At 60.1% G+C, this 21,276-nt stretch carries 21 protein-coding genes; 10 read left to right on the plus strand and 11 right to left on the minus strand.

Going from position 1 to position 21,276, the window contains the following annotated elements:
- Positions 1-36: 36 nt before the first annotated feature.
- Both AA105894_RS07840 and AA105894_RS07845 read left to right on the plus strand, forming a co-directional pair.
- The gene (locus AA105894_RS07840) at positions 37-762 is read left to right on the plus strand and encodes a glycosyltransferase family 2 protein (protein WP_188425805.1); all 726 of its coding nucleotides are present in this window, start codon (positions 37-39) and stop codon (positions 760-762) included.
- An 8-nt stretch (positions 763-770) separates the two neighbouring features.
- Positions 771-2,423, plus strand: coding sequence for an ArnT family glycosyltransferase (locus AA105894_RS07845; protein ID WP_267311225.1), 1,653 nt, complete (start codon positions 771-773; stop codon positions 2,421-2,423).
- A 91-nt stretch (positions 2,424-2,514) separates the two neighbouring features.
- Here AA105894_RS07845 and AA105894_RS07850 read toward each other — a convergent pair whose 3' ends face one another.
- Positions 2,515-2,646, minus strand: a complete 132-nt coding sequence (locus AA105894_RS07850) for a hypothetical protein (protein WP_264784174.1) — start codon at positions 2,644-2,646, stop codon at positions 2,515-2,517.
- A gap of 180 nt (positions 2,647-2,826) precedes the next feature.
- A complete protein-coding gene (locus AA105894_RS07855; protein ID WP_188425807.1) occupies positions 2,827-3,339 on the minus strand; it encodes a DUF2721 domain-containing protein in 513 nt (170 codons plus the stop codon).
- Between the two features lie 143 nt (positions 3,340-3,482).
- Here AA105894_RS07855 and AA105894_RS07860 point away from each other — a divergent pair, with 143 nt between their 5' ends.
- From AA105894_RS07860 to lldD, 3 genes are all read left to right on the plus strand, one after another.
- Positions 3,483-4,307 carry a creatininase family protein gene (locus tag AA105894_RS07860; RefSeq protein ID WP_373316750.1) on the plus strand — a complete coding sequence of 275 codons (825 nt, stop codon included), beginning with the start codon at positions 3,483-3,485 and terminating at the stop codon, positions 4,305-4,307.
- 25 nt (positions 4,308-4,332) lie between these two features.
- Positions 4,333-5,628 carry a YncE family protein gene (locus AA105894_RS07865; protein ID WP_267311226.1) on the plus strand — a complete coding sequence of 432 codons (1,296 nt, stop codon included), beginning with the start codon at positions 4,333-4,335 and terminating at the stop codon, positions 5,626-5,628.
- Positions 5,629-5,830: 202 nt separating this feature from the next.
- A complete protein-coding gene (gene lldD / locus AA105894_RS07870; RefSeq protein ID WP_188425809.1) occupies positions 5,831-6,973 on the plus strand; it encodes an FMN-dependent L-lactate dehydrogenase LldD in 1,143 nt (380 codons plus the stop codon).
- Between the two features lie 66 nt (positions 6,974-7,039).
- On the opposite strand, the gene AA105894_RS07875 is transcribed toward lldD, so the two are convergent.
- Positions 7,040-8,020: a SphA family protein gene (locus AA105894_RS07875; RefSeq protein ID WP_267311227.1), complete on the minus strand. Its 981-nt coding sequence runs from the start codon at positions 8,018-8,020 to the stop codon at positions 7,040-7,042.
- A 194-nt stretch (positions 8,021-8,214) separates the two neighbouring features.
- Between AA105894_RS07875 and AA105894_RS07880 the strand changes: the two genes are divergently transcribed.
- From AA105894_RS07880 to AA105894_RS07890, 3 genes are all read left to right on the plus strand, one after another.
- The gene (locus AA105894_RS07880; protein ID WP_267311228.1) at positions 8,215-9,189 is read left to right on the plus strand and encodes an AraC-like ligand-binding domain-containing protein; all 975 of its coding nucleotides are present in this window, start codon (positions 8,215-8,217) and stop codon (positions 9,187-9,189) included.
- 135 nt (positions 9,190-9,324) lie between these two features.
- Entirely contained in the window at positions 9,325-10,353 is a 1,029-nt protein-coding gene (locus tag AA105894_RS07885; protein WP_267311229.1) for a carbon-nitrogen hydrolase family protein, read from the plus strand.
- Positions 10,354-10,357: 4 nt separating this feature from the next.
- Complete coding sequence (locus tag AA105894_RS07890; protein ID WP_267311230.1) at positions 10,358-11,401, plus strand: phenylacetaldoxime dehydratase family protein; 1,044 nt, start codon at positions 10,358-10,360, stop codon at positions 11,399-11,401.
- A gap of 38 nt (positions 11,402-11,439) precedes the next feature.
- Here the strand turns inward: AA105894_RS07890 and AA105894_RS07895 are convergent, their stop codons facing one another.
- The 5 genes from AA105894_RS07895 to AA105894_RS07915 form a co-directional block, all read right to left on the minus strand.
- Positions 11,440-12,285, minus strand: a complete 846-nt coding sequence (locus AA105894_RS07895) for an NADPH-dependent oxidoreductase (RefSeq protein ID WP_267311231.1) — start codon at positions 12,283-12,285, stop codon at positions 11,440-11,442.
- A 93-nt stretch (positions 12,286-12,378) separates the two neighbouring features.
- Positions 12,379-12,930 carry an adenine phosphoribosyltransferase gene (locus tag AA105894_RS07900; protein WP_267311232.1) on the minus strand — a complete coding sequence of 184 codons (552 nt, stop codon included), beginning with the start codon at positions 12,928-12,930 and terminating at the stop codon, positions 12,379-12,381.
- Between the two features lie 96 nt (positions 12,931-13,026).
- Positions 13,027-13,398, minus strand: a complete 372-nt coding sequence (locus AA105894_RS07905) for a response regulator (protein WP_267311233.1) — start codon at positions 13,396-13,398, stop codon at positions 13,027-13,029.
- A 23-nt stretch (positions 13,399-13,421) separates the two neighbouring features.
- The gene (locus AA105894_RS07910; RefSeq protein ID WP_267311234.1) at positions 13,422-14,720 is read right to left on the minus strand and encodes a multidrug effflux MFS transporter; all 1,299 of its coding nucleotides are present in this window, start codon (positions 14,718-14,720) and stop codon (positions 13,422-13,424) included.
- A 212-nt stretch (positions 14,721-14,932) separates the two neighbouring features.
- Positions 14,933-15,628 (minus strand): TVP38/TMEM64 family protein, encoded by a 696-nt coding sequence (locus AA105894_RS07915; RefSeq protein WP_267311235.1) that lies wholly within the window; start codon positions 15,626-15,628, stop codon positions 14,933-14,935.
- Positions 15,629-16,015: 387 nt separating this feature from the next.
- Between AA105894_RS07915 and AA105894_RS07920 the strand changes: the two genes are divergently transcribed.
- Positions 16,016-18,454 carry a TonB-dependent receptor gene (locus tag AA105894_RS07920; protein WP_267311236.1) on the plus strand — a complete coding sequence of 813 codons (2,439 nt, stop codon included), beginning with the start codon at positions 16,016-16,018 and terminating at the stop codon, positions 18,452-18,454.
- On the opposite strand, the gene ybaK is transcribed toward AA105894_RS07920, so the two are convergent.
- Together ybaK and AA105894_RS07930 are read right to left on the minus strand one after the other, a co-directional pair.
- Positions 18,455-18,940, minus strand: a complete 486-nt coding sequence (gene ybaK, locus AA105894_RS07925; RefSeq protein ID WP_267311237.1) for a Cys-tRNA(Pro) deacylase — start codon at positions 18,938-18,940, stop codon at positions 18,455-18,457.
- Positions 18,941-19,010: 70 nt separating this feature from the next.
- On the minus strand, positions 19,011-19,910 hold the full coding sequence (locus tag AA105894_RS07930) for a DMT family transporter (protein WP_267311238.1): 900 nt from the start codon (positions 19,908-19,910) through the stop codon (positions 19,011-19,013).
- Positions 19,911-20,126: 216 nt separating this feature from the next.
- Between AA105894_RS07930 and AA105894_RS07935 the strand changes: the two genes are divergently transcribed.
- The gene (locus tag AA105894_RS07935; RefSeq protein WP_188425820.1) at positions 20,127-20,339 is read left to right on the plus strand and encodes a CsbD family protein; all 213 of its coding nucleotides are present in this window, start codon (positions 20,127-20,129) and stop codon (positions 20,337-20,339) included.
- A gap of 58 nt (positions 20,340-20,397) precedes the next feature.
- On the opposite strand, the gene AA105894_RS07940 is transcribed toward AA105894_RS07935, so the two are convergent.
- Positions 20,398-21,024, minus strand: coding sequence for a LysE family translocator (locus AA105894_RS07940; RefSeq protein WP_267311239.1), 627 nt, complete (start codon positions 21,022-21,024; stop codon positions 20,398-20,400).
- Positions 21,025-21,276: the final 252 nt, after the last annotated feature.

Here is a 21,276-nt window from a genome sequence, read left to right on the forward strand (position 1 = left end):
CACTGCTTCCCGGACAAGCCATAGGCGGTTCCTGCCATGAGTGTACGTCTTTCTGTCGTTATTGCCGTTCTCAACGAAGCGGAAAATATCCGCCCCGTCTGCCAGGAACTGGCCGATGTTTTCGAGAACTCCCCTGAAATCGAATTGATCTTTGTCGATGATGGCAGCACCGACGCAACGGTCGAGGCGCTTCTCGCAGAACGTGCGCGCTGTCTGCCTGGTCTGCGCCTGCTGAGCCATGATCGCCGCCTTGGTAAGTCGGCAGCGCTTCGCACCGGCATCGAGGCAGCGAAAGGGCACTGGATCGCGACGCTGGATGGAGACGGGCAGGACGATCCGGCCGTCATCATCGACATGCTCAAGCGGGCTGAAGCCTGCAAGGAAGGCGAACCTCTGGTGGTCGGCGTGCGTCTCAAGCGCAATGACCGTCTGTCGCGCGTCATTGCAACCAGATTTGCCAATGGCCTGCGTCGTCGTCTTCTGAACGATGGATGCCCCGATACCGGCGCCCCCATGAAGCTCTTTGCCCGATCCGCTTTTCTGCGTATCCCGCAATTCGAGGGGGTCCATCGCTTTCTCCCCGCGCTTCTGGGGTGCTATGGGGCGAAGCTGATCTGTGTGGAGACCCGTCATCGCGCAAGGCTTCACGGTCAGTCCAAATATACCAATTTCAATCGCGCGCTCGTCGGCATCCGTGATCTTCTGGGTGTCATGTGGCTGCTCAATCGCACGAAACTGCCGGGCCGCGTAACCGAACGCTGAGGGCTCTCATGACTCTGACCTGGCGCCACTATCTCGGCGTGGCCTTGCTGACCCTGCTCATTTTTCTGCCGGGTCGCATGAGCCTTGTCCCTCTCGACCGTGACGAGCCGCGTTACATGGAAGCCTCGGCGCAGATGCTCGAGAGCGGCAATTACGTCGATGTCCGCTTTCTCGACCAGCCGCGTTATCTCCAGCCGGCTGGCATCTACTGGCTCGAGGCCGGGGCGCAAAAGCTCTTCGGCGGCCCTCATGACCGTCATGTCGCGTGGCCTTATCGCATTCCCAGCCTGATCGCCGCGGTCTCGGCTGTTACTCTTACAGCCTATCTTGGCGCGACGCTGTTTGGCGGCATGACCGGCCTGATCGCAGCTGCCCTGTTGGCGGTATCGACCCTGCTCACCGCTGAAGGGCGCATGGCGACCATCGATACGGTGCTGCTACTTGACATCCTTCTGGTGGAGACGGCCCTGCTGCGGGCCTATATCGACCAGCAGCGCAATCGGAATACGTCGATCGGCATTGCCCTGCTTTACTGGGGGGCAATGGGCTGCGGTCTGATGCTCAAGGGGCCGGTGGTACTCATCCCTGGTCTCGCGACGCCGCTTGCCCTGCGTATCATCGAACGTCAGGCAGTCTGGTTCGGTCGTCTGCGGCCACGCTGGGGCTGGCTGATCACGCTCGCTGTCGTGCTGCCCTGGTGCATTGCCATCGGGGTGGTGAGCCACGGGGCGTTTTTCTCCCACTCGGTTGGCACCAATTTTCTCGGGAAGATCGGCCATGGTCAGCAGGCACATGGGCTGCCACCCGGTTTTCATCTCGTGGTGTTTCTGCTGGCTTTCTGGCCGGGATCGCTTTTTCTCGTTCTTGGCCTGCCAGCCATCTGGGCACGTCATCGCGAGCCCACCGTTCGCTTTCTGCTCTGCTGGATCGTACCGCACTGGCTCGTTTTCGAAGCCATAGCGACCAAGCTGCCGCATTATGTGCTGCCCACCTATCCGGCCATCGCTATATTGGCTGCCGCAACCCTGGCTAAATGGCCGCTGACCCGACCCAAGGCGGCATGGGCGCGCGGGCTCATGGGGCTTTATACGCTGCTCTGGGGCGTGCTGGCGCTGGGCTTCGTCGTGGCAGGGGCCATTCTGCTATGGCAGAGCGAGCACCGCCTCGATTACGGCGCGTTGATTGCGGCATTCGGAGCGTTGCCCCTGGTGCTCTATGCCTTCTGGCTATTGTGGCAGAGGCAGCGTCGGCGTGCGGCCTGGGTCGTGATCGGGGCAGCCGTGGTGGTGCATGCAGGCATCTTCCTGACGGTCATTCCCAATCTCGGGCTGCTGCAGCTCGCCCCGCGCGCGGCGACGCTTTATGACGATTATCGCCCCTGCGAAGACAGCACGCTGGTCTCAGTCTCCTATTCCGAACCGAGCCTCGCATTTCTGGCAGGGTCGAACACGAAGCTGCTGGGCGTGCCTGCAGCCGCAGAGTATCTCGCGGCGAACGCTTCCTGTGCACTGGTTCTTGTCGACCATAAGGATGAAGCGGCCCTGACGGCGCATATGCTGGAAAAGGGATTTTCCCTGACGGAATATGGCCGGGTGACCGGTCTCAACTATTCCAATGGCCACCATCTGGATCTGGGGCTCTTTGCGCCTGTGCGCAAATAAAATACTCGGATGAATAGCTTGAAGACGGGAGGCGAGCCGGAGCGGCTATGCTTCTCTTCTTCAAGTAATCATGGTCCTGATCGTGTCTGTATCAGGCCGTGCGGTCGGCAGCGATGGTGGCAACCAGAAGAGCACCAATAACGGGAATGAAAGAGACCATCGTGAGGGCGCTGAGGGCGCTGATCGGATGGGCGAGAAGATTGGCGATTTCGACGCTGAACATCAGGATTTCCTAAGGTGTTTGGTGTGTGGCGGCGGTAAAAGCGCCTAAACCCTCCCCAAGGCAATCGCTGAAAACGCGCTTCAGCAATGCAGTAAATGCATGGAACGAACGTGTTTTCTATTCAGGATTTATTTGCGCAGCAGTGGGGTAATAAAATTACGCCCACCACGAGGTTGCTCGCTATCTTGTTGCTTTTACCATGGCGACGGGCTTGGGCAGAGCCCCATCTCTTTTCAGCCCATGCCATGCAAGAAACGTATCAGCGAGGAAGGCAGACAGCGCGCCGACCGTGCAGAACAGCGCGCCACCGAAGAGAAAGATGAGCCAGGCGACCGTCTGGCTGTTGTGGAGACTCCCGACGAACAGGGCCAGCGCCGCCCCGCAGGTTGACGCGCCGCCGACGCCACCAAGCATGACTGCGCTGTCGAGAGCGAAGATCCGCCGGCGCAGTCTGCGTTGATGACGTTCGAGCCTTGCCGTCTCATCCGCGTCTTCATTGGCCTCATTCAGGCGATGGGCCACCTCCTCGACATGGTCGGATACGCGGGCAAGGCGCGTATTGAAGAGGGTCAGCAGCGATGCCACGCCCGAAAGCATGAAAACCGGGGTAAGGGCGACCTGAATGACATGGGCCACGCTATCGATCGGTTCGGGGGCCAGCAGGGCGTTGAGGCCGACTGGGTCGAGCGCCATGGGGCAATGGCTCCATATCTGAGTCGGAATGAGTTGGGTGTTTTACAGCTCTGGCAAAACTCTGCAACATCCACGCCCGCCTCTGGCGCCTGTCCGCACCTGTGATAGAACGACGTCGGTTTCTTCAAGAGGAAGTCTCACGCGTGGTTTTCAAGACCTGCCTTCGTTCCAGAGCGCGAGGCTTTTTCCTGTCGGTTCTTCTGGCAGCCGCTCCCGCCGGGGGAGCGCTTTCTGCCGCCCATGCCGAGACGGTCTCTTTCGAGCGACTGACATGGACCGAGATCCAGGCGCGTCTGCAGAGCGGTACCGACACGATCATCGTGCCCGTGGGAGGGACCGAGCAGAGCGGCCCCTATATCGCGGTGGGCAAGCATAATGTGAGGGCACAGAGCCAGGCAGAGCGTATCGCCGAAAGGCTGGGCCATACGCTTGTGGCGCCTGTCATTGCCTATGTCCCTGAAGGCAGTACCACCCCACGCAGCTCTCATATGCGCTTCCCCGGCACGATCTCGATTCCGCCCGCCGTCTTTGAGGGCGTGATCGAGGGCGCCGGGGAGAGCTTCCATGTCCAGGGCTTTCATCGCGTTGTTTTCATCGCCGATCACGGCGGATATTTGTCCTATCTCAAGGCCGCGGTAGAAAAGCTGAACAATAAGTGGCACGGTCAGGGAGAGGCTCTCTATCTGGCGGCGTATTACGACAGTATTGGCGGCGCTTATGCTGATGTCCTGCGTCAGAAAGGCTTCGGCGCAGCGCTCGGCAAACATGCCGATCTGAGTGATACGGCGTTGATGCTGGCGATCGACCCGACGATGGTGCGGCAGGACGCCCTGAAAAAGGCGCCCCTGCCGGGAACTGCCTTGGGTGTTTACGGAGGAGACCCGCGCCCCGCTACGGCGGCGCTGGGGCAGATCGGAACAGAGATTCAGGTTCAGGCAGCGCTCAGTGCCCTTGGCAAGGCCCGCTGAGATCAGTCGTTTTCAAGGAGCATCTATGAAGTTCTCACATCACGCGTTCATCGTATCGCTGTTTGGCGTGTCGCTTGGCGCGGCCCCGGTGACATGGGCGCAGGACGCTGCGCCGAATACTGTTCCGGCGTCCTCTGCGAAACCGGCTGACACGTCAGCTCCTGCAGCCCCGGCCCAACCCGCTGTGCAGACACCGGCTCAGCCCGCAGCTGCAGCCGCGCCGACGGCCCAGACGACGCCCGGCGCCGTGCAGACCATTCCCGGTATGCCGCCCGTGATCGACCCGAAGAACATCTATAGCGAGACGGTCGCCGGCAAGATCTCGCCCGCCATCAAGGACGATCTGGCGCGCGTCTATGTGCCCAATCTGCGCGGCAACAGCGTTTCGGTCATCGATCCGGCGACGTTCAAGGTGGTGGACACGTTCAAGGTCGGCCGTAGCCCGCAGCATGTGGTGCCGAGCTGGGATCTGCGCACGCTCTGGGTTACGAATAATGCCGAAGGCAGCAATGATGGCAGCCTGACGCCCATCGACCCGCGCACGGGCAAGCCCGGCACGGCCATCACGGTGGATGACCCCTACAACATGTATTTCACGCCCGATGGCAAATACGCCATTGTGGTGGCCGAAGCGCATGAACGTCTCGATTTCCGTGATCCGCACACCATGGCGCTGATCGGCTCTGTCGAAGCCCCGCAATGCAAGGGCATCAACCACGCCGATTTCTCCATCGACGGGCGCTATGCGATTTTCACCTGCGAGTTCGGCGGCTATCTGGCCAAGATCGATACCGTCAATCGCAGTCTGATCGGCTATCTGAAGCTGTCCAAGGGCGGTATGCCGCAGGATATCCTGACAGCGCCTGACGGCCATAAATTTTATATTGCCGACATGCATGCCGATGGCGTGTTCGTGGTCGATGGCGACAGCTTCAAGGAAACCGGCTTCATCCCGACCGGTCCCGGCACACATGGTGAATATCCGAGCCGCGACGGCAAGTTCATGTATGTGGCCAATCGTGGCTCGCACAAGATCCACGGCCCGCGTCACAGCCCCGGCAGCATTTCGGTGATCGATTTCGCGACGGACAAGGTGGTCAAGACCTGGCCGATCCCCGGTGGCGGCAGCCCCGACATGGGCAATGTCAGTGCCGATGGCAAGCTGCTCTGGCTCTCGGGCCGTTTCGATGACGTGGCTTATGCCATCAATACCGATACCGGCGAGATGAAGAAGATCCCTGTCGGCGCCGAGCCGCATGGTCTGACCGTCTGGCCGCAGCCGGGTCGCTACAGCATCGGCCATACCGGTATCCTGCGCTAAGCCGGGTCCAGTCAGTAATCAGTCCTCCCGGCCTGCAGGCCGGGGTGGCTGATAGTCAGCAGGCGCATCGCCCCAAAACGCTTCTTTCTACAATGACATGATGGCGCGATCCGGCAGCACGGTGATGTGACTGGACGCTCAAGGACGATGCGCTCCTGCTGAACGTTAACAGGAAAACGTTCATTCTCAGGAGCCCGATCCCATGCTGATTTCCGCCCCAACGGATTTTCGCAAGGCCGCTCGCCGCAAGCTGCCGCCTTTCCTTTTCCATTACATCGATGGCGGGGCCTATGCGGAATATACGATGCGCCGCAATCGGGCCGATCTGTCGCATGTTGCGCTGAGGCAGCGCGTCCTGCGCAATGTGTCGGGTCTCGATACCTCGACCACGCTTCTGGGGCAGAAGCTGAGCCTTCCTGCGGCTCTCGCACCTGTGGGCCTGACCGGCATGTATGCACGGCGTGGCGAAGTGCAGGCAGCCCGTGCGGCAGCCCGCAAGGGCATTCCCTTTACCCTTTCCACTGTCTCGGTCTGCCCGATCGAGGAGGTGCAGAGTCAGAGCCCGGCACCCATCTGGTTTCAGCTTTATGTGCTGAAAGACCGGGGCTTCATGCGCAACGTGCTTGAGCGGGCGCGTGATGCCGGGGTGACGACGCTCGTCTTCACGGTGGACATGCCGACGCCGGGCGCGCGCTATCGCGACGTTCATTCCGGTATGTCAGGCCCCTATGCTGCCGCACGGCGCATTGCCCAGGCGGTGCTGCATCCCGAATGGGCCTGGGATGTGGGGCTGAACGGCAAGCCGCATGATCTGGGCAATATCTCGACCTATCGCGGTCATCCGACAGGTCTTGAGGATTATATCGGCTGGCTGGCCCAGAATTTCGATCCGTCGATCAGCTGGAAGGATCTGGAATGGATTCGCACCTTCTGGAAAGGTCCGATGATCATCAAGGGCATTCTCGACCCTGAAGACGCCCGTGATGCGCAGCGCTTTGGCGCCGATGGCATCGTGGTGTCCAATCATGGTGGCAGACAGCTCGATGGTGTGCTGTCGAGCTGTCGCGCTCTGCCGCCAATCGCAGACGCCGTGAAGGGGGAGATGGCCATTCTGGCCGATTCCGGTGTGCGTTCCGGTCTGGATATCGCCCGCATGGTGGCGCTTGGCGCCGATGCCGTGCTTCTGGGGCGGGCATATATCTACGCGCTGGCTGCAGGCGGGCAGAGCGGGGTCGAGAAGTTGCTCGATCTGATGGAGCGGGAATTGCGCGTGGCCATGACCCTGACCGGGGCGCGGTCGATTGCCGAGATCACATCGGACAGTCTCGTCAGGGCCATGGGCTGATCTGCCTTCACGCCCCGGTCTCACATGAGCGCCGGGGCGCGAAGAGGGGCACCGGGGAGACGCTTCTCAGAGCGGTATCTGGAACTGGACCCAGTAACGGTCGCCGCGCGTGCTGTTCTGTACGCCCATCTCGTGCTGCCATTTGAGAGCAACCGCGTAGGGTGGTTTGAAAAACCAGATGAGTTGCGGGCCAAGTCCATATTTGGCCAGTCGGTTGCCATCGCCGACACGCCGCCCGTTCTGCACGTCATTGGTAAATTGCGACGTTACAAAGCCGTTCAGTCCGAGGCGGAGCTGGGGCAGGGCGGGGGTGAGCATGTAATTTGCCCCGAAATCGATATTGATCACATTGCCTGATTTGTAATCGGTGGCCCCGTTTTGGGCGTTTATCTGCAATTCGCCTTCCGCTGAGACATCGAAGCGCTTTGTAGGCATCCAGGTCAAAGCGGCCTCCTGATTGAAGCCGAAGACATGGGTTGATTCACTGACGACATCGGTCTTACTGAAGGAGCCGATGGGCAGAAATGCCCCCTCACCGAGATAGATATGCATTTTGGGCGTGTGCCATGACAGATAGAGCGGCGCGAGATAGAGCCAGTTGGCGCCGAAAGCCGTGCCGCCCTGTCCCCCGGCGCGCAGTGTCAGGCTGTTGATCGCCAGAATGGCACTGCTCGAGATCGTGGCGCCCAGAAACTCGCCGTGCCAGCTATGGAAAAGCCGAGCAGCATTGGCGATGGCGGTTGCCCTGAAGCCCGGCACAGCAGACTTCCGGCTTGTGCTCGAATAGGCGCCGTTCGGATTGACCACAAAGTAATCCTGCCACAGCGTCTGGCCGGGCGCTGGTGTCAGGGCTGGATAGATTGTCTGCACGCCCGAGGCCCAGTTGGTCTGGCCGCCTTCTGTTGCGGCGGCTTGCGTCACGATGCCCGGACAGAAGGTGCCAATGGAGAGCACCCCTGTGGCAAGCATCCCGATGGAGAATGTCCTTCGGGAAAGCGCCTTGAGGCAGTGCGTGAGGGACACGCCGGTTTTCAGGATCTGTTTCATCTCACCCCCGCTTGAAATCGAGCGGGAATGTCAGCATGCAGGGCGCAGGCAACTCTTGTCTGCAGGAGAGCTTTCTTTTGTCCGAAGGCTTCGGATTGTTCCAAAGCGGAACAATAACGATACCGCAACATTTTGCGCCGTGCTAACCGGTGGGTTACGCGGTCGGATGACAGCATTGACGGAGGCAGAATGACATGCCGCTGGTATTGCAGAGCTATGATATTGCCGGTCTGCCGCCTCGGGCAGGGGTCGAGTTCTGGCACGATATCGTCTGCCGGTCTTTTGTGCCGCTCGAGTGCAAGCCGGAGCAGGCCGGGTTTCAGGGGGCCGTCACCCGTCTGGCGCTCGACAACTGCAGTGTCTCGACCGTGCGTTCCAGCGCACAGTCGGTATCGCGCACGCGCCGCCTGATCAGCGCGTCAGAGGAGACCTATTATCTGCTGAGCCTCGGCGTCAGTGGCAGGGGGCAGGTATTGCAGGATGGCCGTGAGGCCATCGTCCTGCCGGGCACATTTGCGCTCTATCATACGAACCGCCCCTATACGCTGCGTTTTGACCGGGATTTCGAGCAGATCGTCTTCATGCTTCCGACCGATGCCCTGAATGCGCGCTTCGGTCATGCCGAGTATCTCACCGCGACCCTTATCGACGATTCCAACCCGCTGGCAGATCTGACCCGTCATTTCCTGACGGGGTTGATGGCCACGACGCGGCCCATGCCCGACATGCTCGTGTCCAGGCTCACCGCCCAGGCCGCCGAACTGGTGGCGACCATGCTGATCGCCTCGGGCAATCGCTCAGGGGCGCCCACATCGCATCGCATGGCCATGGGGCTGCAGATACGCAATGCCATCGAGATGCGCCTGCGCGACCCTGATCTCGGGCGCAGGATGCTCGCTGAACAATTTCGTATTTCCACGCGCTATCTCGATGATCTCTTTGCTGATGAGGGTATGGGGGTGGCGGAATATATCATGAAGCGTCGCCTCGAATGGGCGCGGGATGCACTCTCTGACCCGAGCCGTGACCGTTACCAGATTGGCGAGATCGCGCGCATGAGCGGTTTTGTCAGTCAGGCCCATTTCAGTCGGGTCTTTTCTGCGGCCCATGGCTGTGCGCCGCGTGACTATCGCAACAACCGCCAGAACAGGCTCGCCTTGCTCGTCTGAAGGCTCTGCTAGGGCGAAAAGAGGCAGGCATGTTTTGCTTCCCTCCCAGACAAGACAGAAATTCGTTCCGACCTAAGATCGATTTTGTTCCGGGCATTTCCCGCCCGATCAGACATCAACGGACGGAGCAGGCAAGTGAGTCTCAAGCACCCCCGATACAAGGTCGCTGTCGTGCAGGCAGCCCCGGTCTTTCTTGATCTCGATGCCACCATCGACAAGACGATCGCCCTTATCAAGGAGGCCGCCGCCTCCGGCGCCGCGCTGATCGCTTTTCCCGAAACCTTCATTCCCGGCTATCCGTGGCATATCTGGCTCGACAGCCCGGCCTGGTCTATCGGCAAGGGTTTCACCAGCCGCTATTTCGACAATTCGCTTGCCTATGACAGTCCCGAGGCCGACCGCCTGCGCAAGGCCGTCAGAGAGGCAGGCATCACGGCTGTGCTGGGGCTGTCGGAACGTTTTGAAGGCTCGCTCTATATCGCCCAGTGGATTCTCGGCCCCGATGGCGAGACCATTGCTACCCGTCGCAAGCTGCGCGTGACCCATGTCGAACGCACTGTCTATGGCGAGGGGGATGGCAGCGATCTGGCGGTGCATGATGTGCCGGGCCTCGGTCGTGTCGGCGCGCTCTGTTGCTGGGAGCATATCCAGCCGCTGACGAAATACGCGATGTATGCCCAGAACGAGCAGGTACATGTCGGCGCCTGGCCCAGCTTCTCGCTGTACGAACCTTTCGCCTATGCGCTGAGCGCCGAGGTCAATACGGCAGCGTCACGGGTGTATGCGGTCGAAGGCGGGTGCTTCGTGCTGGCGCCATGCGCCATCGTTTCCGAAGCCATGCTCGACGAGCTTTGCGACACGCCGAACAAGCGTGAGCTGCTGCGTGCAGGTGGCGCTGCGGCGCGCATTTTCGGCCCGGATGGGCGCGAACTGGCGACACCGCTCGCCGCGGATGAAGAGGGGCTGCTCTACGCCGAGATCGATCTTGCGGCCATTCCGATCGCCAAGGCTTCGGCCGATCCGGTCGGACATTATTCGCGCCCCGATGTCACCCGTCTTCTGTTCAATCCGACAAGGGCGCGGCGCGTGGAATATGTGCGACCGGCCGAGCCTGAGCCGGTGGAAAGCGCCTCCTTTTCCTTCCCGCTCTCTGGCGAGGTCTGATCCCATGGAAAGCGCCATTGCTCCTCATCTCCGCTGCCCGCGGAGCCGGGAACGGCGAAGCGCCGATGACTTTCAGCCGCCGTTTCCTGCCTGGACTGCACGCGGCAATACAGGGTCTTCCCAGCTCGTCATGGGATATTTCGGGGTGCAATGGCGTGGGGATGCGGAAGGGGAAAAGGCAAAGGCGCTTTTGTCTGAACTCGTCAGGCAACTCGGCACGGGTGTAGCGGCCCAGAATGTCGAGCGCGCCGAGTTTATCGATGGGGCTGGCTGGGACAATGAGGTGGCCATCGGCTACTGGCCGGATGAGGCCGCCTATCAGAGCTGGTGGCAGCAGCATCAGGCCTGGTGGGCCGATCCGGCACGGGAGAATGAGGGTGTCGGACTATATCGCGAGCTCTTCCTGCCACGAACGACCCATCTCGAAACGCTGTTCAGTGCCTCTGACCGGCTGGAAGGCGTCGGCATCATGCTGGGAGAGAGAAGTGCTGAGCCGATACAGGAACATGGTTACTGGGGTGGGATGCGCGATCGTCTGCCCGCCAGTCAGACAGAGGCGCTTGCCTCGTCAGGTGCGCGAAAGATCGTGTCGGAAACACCCCGACGGCGGTTTGTGAGCAGTCATGAAGGGGTGGCCCTGATCCGGTCGGGTCAGGACTGGTCCGATGTCACAGGGGAGGAACTGGCTCTTTATCGGGACCGCATCGAACCGACGCTGCGTGCCGGCATGGATTTCCTGCGGGATGAGGGGCTGGCGATTGGCTGTCACTTCAATCGCTACATGCAGGTCAGCACTGCCAATGGTGGCAAGCCCTGTCGCAGCTTTGGCATGAGCGCCTGGCGCGATCTGGCCGCCATGGAGAACTGGGCCGAGCATCATCCGACCCACAAGGCCATTTTCGGCGATTTTCTTCAGGTGGTGCAGGCCTTGCAGGGGCGGCTCGATCTGCGCCTTTTTCATGAGGTCGCCGTGTTGCAGGCCGACGCCCAGATCCTCGAGTATATCGGTTGTCATGATCAGACCGGCATGCTGAACGGCGCGGTCTGACCAGAGGGACGAGAAGGGGAGCCGCGTGCTCCCTCGCGTTATTTCAGGCGGAAACCGAGTGCCCTGAGCGAGGCGAGCATGGTGTCGCGCCCATGCAGCCCTGCCTTGGTGGCAATGCGTCTGACCATGGTCTCTGACCAGCGTCGGGGCGGCAGTCCCTGCTCTTTCTGGAACGCGTCATCGAGCGCGTCATAAGTGGCAATGCATTCAGCCTCTGTACTCGCATCATAATGCTCGCGATGCAGCACGGCCTGCTGCGGCAGGCGAGGCTTGATGCTGGCTGGCTTTTCCGGGTCAGGATAACCGACGCAGAGCCCGAACAGGCCGACACAGCCTTCAGGCAAGGTCAGCTTCTCGGCAATCTCCTGAGGATGATTACGCAGGCCACCAATATAGACAGTGCCAAGCCCCGCAGCTTCAAGCGCGCTGACAGCATTCTGGGCCGCGAGGGCGGTGTCGATCGTGGCGATCAGGAAGGATTCTGCATAGTCGAGCGCTTCATGGGTTTCGCCAGCGCGCGTTGCCAGTCGCTGCAGACGCGAGAGATCGGCAACCCAGACGAGAAAGACCGGTGCTGTCGCGATATGCTCCTGATTGCCGCAAAGTGCGGCAAAACGCGCACGGCGCACCGGGTCTTCGACGGCAATGACACTCCAGCATTGCAGATTGCTCGAGCTTGCGGCCGACTGGGCGGCTGCGATGGCGGCCTCGATCGTGCCTTCGGGAAGCGTATCGGGCAGATAGGCCCTTACCGAGCGATGGGCGAGAAGGGCGTTGAAAACGGCGCTCTGGCTGACCGGGTTGGAGGTCAGCGCTTCGGCCAGAGCCTCAGGCAGGGGCGTGCGATAGCGTTGCTGCCAGAGGGAAGAGAGGCGATCTGTCATGGCTGGGCTCCGCATGAGGGGGCCTGCCAAAAACCGGGCGGTGCAGTCCTTGCCATTGGGCTGGACTGTCAACCGCCCTGTGGGGCGCAGGCCTCAGGCCGGGTAGGTTAGAAGCGAATGCAGTGGCACGTCCAGCTTGTCGCGGCCACCGAGACCGTCGAGTTCGACCAGCACCGATGTGCCCACGACTTCGGCGCCGACATTCTGCAGCAGCTTGATCGAGGCGGCGAGTGTGCCGCCCGTTGCCAGCAGATCATCGAGCACAACCACGCGCTGGCCGGGCTTGATGGCATCGGCCTGGATATGCAGCTCGTCATGGCCATATTCGAGGCCGTATTTCAGCGAGATGGTCTTGCCAGGCAGCTTGCCGGGCTTGCGCAGCATGATGAAGCCGCAGCCGAGGCGCATCGCGACGGGAGCTGCCGTCAGGAAGCCGCGGCTCTCGATTCCGGCCAGCAGATCGGGCTGCCAGGGCGCAATGGCGCGGGCGAGGCGTGCGGTGGCAATCTGCCAGGCATCGGCGTTACGGATCAGGGTCGAGATGTCATAGAACAGGATGCCGGGCTTGGGGAAATCCGGGATCTCGCGAATGTATTTCTTGAGATCGAGCTCGGGCTGGTCACCATGCGGAGTGTTCTGGGTCATGTTCCTGCTTCTCTTCCCTGCGGCACAACATCGTCAAAAGGCGCGGCATCTAGCCGCGTCATGCCTCAAATGTAAATGTCAGGCGCTCTTATAATGTCAGCGCGCCGATTCACGCGCTTTTTCGACAGCCTCGATCAGCGCAGCACGGCGAAACGGCTTGGGCAGAATCACGGCACCCGGCACCAGATCGTCGCGCGACGAGGCGTCTTCGAAATCGCCCGAGATCAGAATGACCGGCAGACCGGGCTGGGTCTCGCGCAGTTTGCACGCAAGGGCATCGCCATTGAGCGCACCCGGCAGATTGAGATCGGAAATGATCAGGGACGGGGCGCGGGCTGCTGCAAGAGAAAGCGCCTCGTCAGCCGAGATGGCCCGGTCGATCGTCTGTCCGGCAGAGGAAAGGATCGCCTCGACAATAAGGGCGATTGAATCGTCATCCTCTACCAGCAGGACAGGCGAATCGGTCATAAATGTCTCTCCGGAAAGGCTGATCACTCAGCCGAAACTACAGGGTGATGGGCATGCGGGCGCATTACGGCAAATACGCCCATCATGAGGGCCGCAAACAGCATGAGTGCTGCCATAGGCATGGGGGTATCAGCCGGAAGAACACCGATTGCCGTGCTCGCAAGAGATCCTAGTGCATATTGCATGGTTCCCGCGAATGCAGACGCGCTTCCTGCATATTGCGACTGATTGCTCAGCGCACCGACCATGGCATTGGGACCGATAATGCCGGTCATGCCAAGAGTAATCATCATGCATCCGACGATCGGGAGCAGCATGACCGGGCGGATATGATGCGTCGGGCCGGGATATTGTTCGGCCACCATCACGACGACCAGAAGAGCGACGGCGCCCAGCACCGAAAACGCGATCCCCCAGCCGAGCATGGCAGACGAGCTGACGCGCCCGACAAGTGCGCCATTGATCTGCGACGAGCCGATCATGCACACGGCGAACAGACCGAACAGCATGCCGTAATGGGCTGGTGTGAAACCGAAGATGTGCTCGAAAACCGTTGGCGCCGCGGTCAGATAGGTGAACGAGAGAAAGCCGCAGAAACCCCAGACCAGGGCGTTGGTGATGAAGCTTCGCTCACGGGCGATGAAGAGATAGCGATGCAGCAGCGAAAGCGGGCGCAGCTCGCGACGGCTCTCGCGTGGCAGGGTCTCGGGAAAGGCGCGCAGCAGCAGAAGCACGCAAAGTGCGCCATACACCGCTGACACCCAGAAGATCGCCCGCCAACTGATATAGTCGAGGGCTATCCCGCCCAGCATGGGGGCGAGAATGGGCACGATCCCCTGGATAAGGATCAGTTTCGACATCAGCTTCGCGGCGTCATTTCCTGTCGAGAGATCACGTACGCAGGCACTCGGGATGACGATGCTGGCCGAAGCGGCGACGGCTGCGATCAGTCTGAACAGGCACATCTCGGTCATGGTCGTCGCCATGGCGCAACCGACACTGCCCAATGTGTAGATACTCATCCCGACAAGCATGGGAATGCGTCGCCCGAAACGGTCGGCCAGCGGTCCCATGGTGATCTGTCCGATCGCCAGCCCGACCATCCAGGCTGACAGCGTCATGCCCGCGCTGCCTGCTGGAGAATGCAGCGATTTCTCGAGCGCCGGGAAGGCTGGCAGATAGATATCTGTCGAGACCGGGCCAACCGCAGTCAGAAACCCCAGAAGGAGGGGAAGCCAGCCTGGCATGGCGACAGGCACTGCGTCGGTCTGACGCCCGGTGGCTGAATTGTCAGAAAAAGAGATCCCGTCGGGAGAGGCCATGAGGCGCTCCTGCTGGATGAAGGGCTGCGAAAAAATAGACGAAGGCCCCATATCGGTCGGGGCGCGCGCTCTTCAAGCGCATCAGGAACAAGGCAGTTTTCAGGCCAGTCTCTGGCAATGAGGTGTCAGATATCGCAGAGCGGGCGTTTTTCAATCTCTTTTTTGTTATCGCCCCGACTTTTAATCTGTCCGTCCCGAAGAGCGCTACCGTATCATTCTTCTTCCCCGGTCACGTTGCGCTCTGCCAGAGCCGCCAGTTCGCCCCCCTCACGCCGGGCTCTGGCGAGAAGCACCCAGGCGAGAAGGGACGACCCGGCGAAAAGCAGGATCCCCAATCCGATCTGAACGCCCTGCCCAAGCTGAGCCCCGGCGCCGATCAGCACGAAGACAAGATTCTGGGGAATGGCGCCGATGAAACTCGCCCAGGCAAAGGCGCCAAGCGGCACGCCATATAGTCCGGCCGCCGCCGTGACCATCAGGGCCGAACCGACCGGCATGAGCCGTAGTGTCAGCACGGCCTGAAAAGGCGCTTTTTCCAGAACATGGCCTACCAGACGCAATCTGCCCTTGAAGCGCTCCTGCCAGCGCTGGCGCTGTGCGGGGCTGGCCAGTCGGCGCATCCACAGAAATCCGAGCACCGTACCGCCCAGCGTCGTGGCCGAGGCCAGGCCAAATCCAGACAGTGTTCCGAACATCAGTCCGGCCGCGAGGCAGAGCGCCTGACGGGGCAGACCGAACAGGCTGTAGGGAATGCCGATGGCAAGGAAGATCAGCGGGGCGAGGGGCTGGTTTTTCCAGCTTTCAATGGTGCCCAGCAGGGCGCGGGTTACAGGAAAGGCACGCACGAGCAGAAGCAGCCCGATGATGATCAGGATCGTCAGTGCCGGCTTCCATAGGCCCTTGGGCAAGGAACGTCTTGTCGGGGGAGGAGGCGTCAGGGGAAGGGCTCCAATCTGTGCACAGACCGCGCTCAGAGCATCATTCGGCAAAGTATCGTCTGAACTTGTGGCAGAAGCATGTCAGCCAACAGGGCCGCAGCCATCCTGATCCATTCGACCAGTCTGAATTCCCAAGCCTCTAGCAGCCGTCATCTGCTTTAGGAAGCGTCAGATGATGCAGATGGGTAACAGTGGGTGACGATTCAGTCACTTCAGCTTAATTGTCACAGAGGTTTCGTTGCTGTCTCTTAACGTAACTGGTAGCCGGGAAGTAGGTTTCTGTTTGATATCGTAACGAATGCGATGAGATCGAATAGTGCCACCTGTTTTGTCCAGTGCCGAGGGAAACGCCACTCTATGTCGTCCAGTTTCACGCATCGCTGTCTTAAGATGCTGCTTGCAGGCACCGCCCTTGCTGGCAGCGTTCAGGTATCGACCGCCGCGCCGACACGCCACAAGCATCATGCGTCCACACATCGGACGGCATCGCCTGCCACTACGCCGGTCGCCGCTACCGCTGCCCCCGTCGCAATGACGGCGCCGCGCCCGACGCCTGCCCCTGTCATGGCGCGCTCGCAGCCTGAAGAAATTGCCGTGACTGGCCGTAGCAGCCGTACCCGCCAGCCGGGTGGTGGCCTGATGCGCGTCGAGACGGCTCCCAAGGCTGTCCAGACCATCACGCATGACTTCATTGCCAAGCTGGCACCGAGTGTGAACCTGCAGCAGGTCATCGCCATGCTGCCTTCTGCCAACGTTACACAGGCCGATCCTTTCGGTCTCTACACGGGTCAGACGAATATCCGTGGCTTTGACGGCACTGAAGTGGGCTGGCTGCTCGATGGCGCGCCGCTCAACGATATCGGTGGCGGTCAGTTCTACGCCAACGAAGTGCTGGAATCCGAAAACCTCGACAACGTTTCGGTGCAGCCGGGTTCGGTCAATATCGATACGCCGGTCACCAGCGCTTCGGCTGGCATGACCTCGATGACCATGAGCAACCCGTCGCATCATGCCGGTGGCATCATGGACGTGTCCTTCGGTTCATTCGACACGTTCCGCCAGTTCATTCGTCTGAATTCGGGCGATATCGGCAATAGCGGCGTGCGCGCCATGTTTGCTTTCAGCCATACCAAGGGTAACACCTGGCGTGGCCCGGGTCAGGCTGAGAAGTACCACTACGATTTCAAGCTGGTGAAGGATTTCCGCAATGGAAGCCACACCGGTCTGACAGTGGCCTATAACGATCAGACGAATGATTTCTATCTGGCTCCGAATCTCAGCCAGTGGCGCACAACGGGCTACTCGACCAATTACGCAACCGATTATGTAGGTCCGACCGCTGCCGGAGCAAATTACTACAAGCTGCACGTCAACCCGTTCGAAAACGTGGTGGCGGTTCTGCCGACGCATCTTGTCATCACGCCCAAGCTGACGCTCGAAGATTCACTCTATTTCTGGCATGGCATCGGCAACGGAACCGGCGCATCGGTTATCAATGCTTCGACCTATATGGGCAATCAGGCAGTCAAGCTTGACCTGGGCGGCGCCAAGAGCGTTCTGGCTCTTGCTCCGTCAAACCAGGAGCAGTTTCGTACCGGCAACACGATCGCGCTGCACTACAAGCCGGACAATCATCACGATCTGACGCTTGGCTGGTGGTATGAATATGCCAATCTCTACCAGTATTCGCCCTATGGCATTGTTAATCAGGCAACGGGTGAGGCGAACAATATCTGGGGGACGACCAACACCATCCAGACGACCTCGGGCCAGCCGTTCCGTGCGCGTGACTTCCTGTCACTCACGCAGGTCAATACGATCTTCATCGGCGATACGATGAAGTATTTCAATGATCGTCTGAATATTCTGGTTGGCTTCAAGGAAGCCATGGTGACGCGCCGGATGTATAACTACACGCCCGGCACGCAGTATAACCGCAATCTGCACACACCCGAGCCGCTGCCGCAGATCGGTATTTTGTGGAATTTCAACAAGCATCATCAGATCTATGTGTCGGGTAGCACCAACTTCAAGGCGCCATCCAATACGTCTCTGGTGGACTATTATGGCACATCCGGTGTGCAGACCCAGAAGGGTGGTGCGTCCAAGCCTGAATATACAATTCAGGAAGAGCTGGGCTATCGCTATAACGGCGAGCTGATCGTGGGCTCGATCTCGTTCTTCAACTACAACCTGACGAACCGCCAGCAGACCCTCAATTATTATGACGGGAACGCAGGCGCGAGCTACAGCCAGACGGTCAACGCAGGTGGCCAGACCACACGTGGTGTCGATATCCAGCTTTCAACACGCGCCTGGCATCACCTGCGCCCTTATGCGACGTTCGAATATCTGCACTCGACCATCGACAACAATATCCGTGTCGGTACGGATCTGCTGCCGACAGCGGGCAAGATTGCCGTTCGTGCGCCTTCCAAGCAGGCCAAGCTCGGGCTTGACTACGATCTGGGCGGGTTCTGGATTTCGGGTCAGGTCATGTATGTCGGCAAGCAATATGCCAGCTTCATGAATGACAGCTCGATCCCGCAATATGTCACCAATCAGGTCGGCATCGGTTACCGCTTCAAGAATGTTGGCTTCATGAAGTCGCCGCAGATCCAGCTGAACATGACGAACCTGACCGGCGCCAAGTTCCGCAGCGGTGTCTATGGCTTCACCACAAACCTGAAGGCAACCAAGGGCGTGAATGGCACCATGATCGCGGCGGGCAACCAGCCGACCTACTACCTCAACCCGCCCTTCTCGGCGATGGTCACCCTTTCCACCGGGTTCTGATCATTCTGCAAGGGCCGCAACCGTCCAGCCAAAATGGCTGGCGGTCGGTTCGGGGGTGATCTCGCATTGCAGGCCTCTGCGGCCTGCATTCACGAAGATCGTTTCCTGCTCAAGCGCGTGTCGGTCCAGAAGGATCGGCACGCGTTTTTTTTGTCCAAATGGGCTGATACCGCCCGTCTTGTAGGCTGTGAGGCGTTCGGCATCGGGCGGCGCCATCATGGCGGCCGATTTGCCACCAAGGGCGGCGGCGACGGCCTTGAGATGCAGCTTGTGATCAGACCTGATGATCGCGCAGGCGGGCTTGTCCTTGTCCACCCAGACCATCAGCGTCTTGAAAACACGCTCCGGCGAGACACCGAGCGACTCTGCTGCCTGTAATCCCTTGCGGCTTGCCTCAGGGTCATACTCGTGAGTGTGCAGGGTATAGGCGATTCCCTCTTTCTCCAGCAGAATGAGGGCGGGGGTCTGGCCAGAGGCGGGCTTCATCGGTGCTTCTCCTGATGGGTCTTTTCAGGGCTCCATCAGAAAACCGGCCTGCGCCTCTGTCAAATCGGGCTCAGCCCTGTTCGACTTCGACGGGCTGGGGCAGGGGCCTGCGGCGCAGGAAGGCAAGCACATTGCCAAGAAGGATCAGCACCAGTCCGGCCAGCATGGGCGCCGACCAGTGCACCTGCTCAAAAAAGGCAGACATGCCGAGCGCGATGACGGGAGAAAGAATGGTGGCATAGGCCGCCCGATCTGCGCCGATCCGTCGCACCAGTTCAAGATAGAACAGAAATCCGGCTACCGAACCGAACACTGCCAGATAGAGCAGCCCGCCAACCCAGCTGACCGTCAGCGGAAAGCTGTAGTTGTGGCCCAGAAGCGGGATGATGATGGCCAGAAGCGTTGCGCCGCAGACCATGCCCCAGAACACGGTATTGGTCAGGCTGAGCGCAAATCCGGCCAGATGCCGCGAGAGCATGTTGCCGCAGGAGAAAAGGAATGTGCCAAGCAGCGCAAATCCCATCCCTGCCAGCATGAGATGCCAGTTTTCATGCGCCATATCGCCTGCCAGAAGCAGGGCCACGCCACAGACACCAAGAATGCCGCCCGCCAGCACGCGCAGATCGGGCTTCTTGCGAAAAAACAGCCAGAGATTGAGCGTATTGAGCAGGGTCGCCATGCTGAACACTACCGATACGGTGCCGCTCGGCAGATAGAGCTCCGAACTGTAGATTCCCAGAAAATTGCACGAGAAGAGACAGCAGCCCAGACCGGCGATCCATGGCCATGCCGCCCTGGGCGGCGTGCGCAGCTTGCGGGTGACAGCAAGCCCGCTGCCTATCAGCGCTGCGGAAAGGACGAAGCGCCAGAAAATGGCCACATCGGCTGTCGTGCCGCCAATCTGCAGATGAATGGCAAACCAGGTCAGCCCCCACAGAACGACAACAGCAAAAAACAGGAAGGGAGCCATCAGCGCGCTTTCTCAGATAAGAGGTCGGGGGCAACCCACCCTATGGGATAGAAGCGACAGGAAAAAGACCGCTGCGGTGCAGAAAGCATCGACTTCATGCGACTTTCTGCGGAATGAGGCGTTCAAGCACCTCCCCTGCCTGAGGCAGACCCACAAGGGAGAGCCTTTCGGAGGCAGACTCCCGAGAGGCAGGACCCAGCGAGAAGGAACAGCGTCATGAGTTCATTCACGGATAAGGTCAGCGGCACCGTCAAGCAGGTGGTCGGCTCGATCAAGGAAGAAACAGGCAAGCTGACTCATAACGAGAAGCTGGAGGCTGAAGGCGCTGCCCAGAATCTCGAAGGCAAGGCCGAGAAGACGAAGGGCGATGTGAAGAGCGCCGTCAATGACGGCATCGACAGCGTCAAGGACGGCTTCAACAAGCTCTGATCCGTTTCCCAATAGCCGCTTCGCATGATCATGCGAGGCGGCTATTGCTTTTCTGGCGTCAGATCAAAACGACCAGCGCAGAAAGCGCGAGCAGCGCCGCCATGATGCGGTTGACCAGCATCAGACGCTGAGGGTTGAGAGCCGAGCGATACAGGCACATGCCAAGAGCCGCCCAGCCAAGTTGGGATAGCAAGTCGATTGCCAGTTTGAGACCTGTTATCGCAATGGAGCCCAATGGACAGTGTGGGCCCTCAGGCAGATAGACGGTGCCCGTGGTCAACGCCATCATCCAGGCTTTCGGGCTCGACCAGCAGAGCAGCAACGCTGTGCGCCAACGCGGCAGGTCATTGGCGTTCATGGCATCGGGAAGCGTTCGTGCGATCGTCCAGGCCAGATAAAGCATCCAGCCACTCCCCAGTATACCCAGAATCCGTGCCAGGCCGGGATTGCGATGCAGAACTGCACCACCGCCCATGGTCGCCAGTATCAGCATCAATCCGAAAGCCACGGTGATGGCCAGAATGCAGGGGAGGGTACGCTTCAGCCCCGAGCGTGCGGCCACATTCATGATCAGCAGATTATTCGGCCCCGGGCTTGCTGAACTCGTCAGGGCAAAGATCAGAAATGAGACGAGGGCCGGAGAAGAAAGCCCAAAGCAAGGTATGGCAGGGGAAAGCGCTTGCATCGAAGGGGAACCTCTTGCAGGCCACCCGGCGAGACCAGAAAACCCCGCCGTTGCGGCGGGGATGAAAACAGGGCCTGGCAGAAACTCTACCCGCGCACTGATCCGTCCCTGCCTATGCAGGTAAGGGATACGACGACGAGGTTGCGATGCTGGGCCATGGAAAAGCGAGCTTATGCGCCCGGGGGACAGACGCAAGAGGCCCCTCGTTCCCTGTTTTGTGAGTTTTTTTGGAATTAATTTGGGTTTGTTGGG

Origin of the sequence: Asaia spathodeae NBRC 105894 (assembly GCF_025994195.1) — a bacterium.
GTDB lineage: Bacteria > Pseudomonadota > Alphaproteobacteria > Acetobacterales > Acetobacteraceae > Asaia > Asaia siamensis.

Coding starts and splice junctions, on each gene's coding strand:
- AA105894_RS07840 (WP_188425805.1), top strand. CDS start 37: ATGAGTGTACGTCTTTCTGTCGTTATTGCCGTTCTCAACGAAGCGGAA.
- AA105894_RS07845 (WP_267311225.1), top strand. CDS start 771: ATGACTCTGACCTGGCGCCACTATCTCGGCGTGGCCTTGCTGACCCTG.
- AA105894_RS07850 (WP_264784174.1), bottom strand. CDS start 2,646: ATGTTCAGCGTCGAAATCGCCAATCTTCTCGCCCATCCGATCAGCGCC.
- AA105894_RS07855 (WP_188425807.1), bottom strand. CDS start 3,339: ATGGCGCTCGACCCAGTCGGCCTCAACGCCCTGCTGGCCCCCGAACCG.
- AA105894_RS07865 (WP_267311226.1), top strand. CDS start 4,333: ATGAAGTTCTCACATCACGCGTTCATCGTATCGCTGTTTGGCGTGTCG.
- lldD (WP_188425809.1), top strand. CDS start 5,831: ATGCTGATTTCCGCCCCAACGGATTTTCGCAAGGCCGCTCGCCGCAAG.
- AA105894_RS07875 (WP_267311227.1), bottom strand. CDS start 8,020: ATGAAACAGATCCTGAAAACCGGCGTGTCCCTCACGCACTGCCTCAAG.
- AA105894_RS07880 (WP_267311228.1), top strand. CDS start 8,215: ATGCCGCTGGTATTGCAGAGCTATGATATTGCCGGTCTGCCGCCTCGG.
- AA105894_RS07890 (WP_267311230.1), top strand. CDS start 10,358: ATGGAAAGCGCCATTGCTCCTCATCTCCGCTGCCCGCGGAGCCGGGAA.
- AA105894_RS07895 (WP_267311231.1), bottom strand. CDS start 12,285: ATGACAGATCGCCTCTCTTCCCTCTGGCAGCAACGCTATCGCACGCCC.
- AA105894_RS07900 (WP_267311232.1), bottom strand. CDS start 12,930: ATGACCCAGAACACTCCGCATGGTGACCAGCCCGAGCTCGATCTCAAG.
- AA105894_RS07905 (WP_267311233.1), bottom strand. CDS start 13,398: ATGACCGATTCGCCTGTCCTGCTGGTAGAGGATGACGATTCAATCGCC.
- AA105894_RS07910 (WP_267311234.1), bottom strand. CDS start 14,720: ATGGCCTCTCCCGACGGGATCTCTTTTTCTGACAATTCAGCCACCGGG.
- AA105894_RS07920 (WP_267311236.1), top strand. CDS start 16,016: ATGTCGTCCAGTTTCACGCATCGCTGTCTTAAGATGCTGCTTGCAGGC.
- ybaK (WP_267311237.1), bottom strand. CDS start 18,940: ATGAAGCCCGCCTCTGGCCAGACCCCCGCCCTCATTCTGCTGGAGAAA.
- AA105894_RS07930 (WP_267311238.1), bottom strand. CDS start 19,910: ATGGCTCCCTTCCTGTTTTTTGCTGTTGTCGTTCTGTGGGGGCTGACC.
- AA105894_RS07935 (WP_188425820.1), top strand. CDS start 20,127: ATGAGTTCATTCACGGATAAGGTCAGCGGCACCGTCAAGCAGGTGGTC.
- AA105894_RS07940 (WP_267311239.1), bottom strand. CDS start 21,024: ATGCAAGCGCTTTCCCCTGCCATACCTTGCTTTGGGCTTTCTTCTCCG.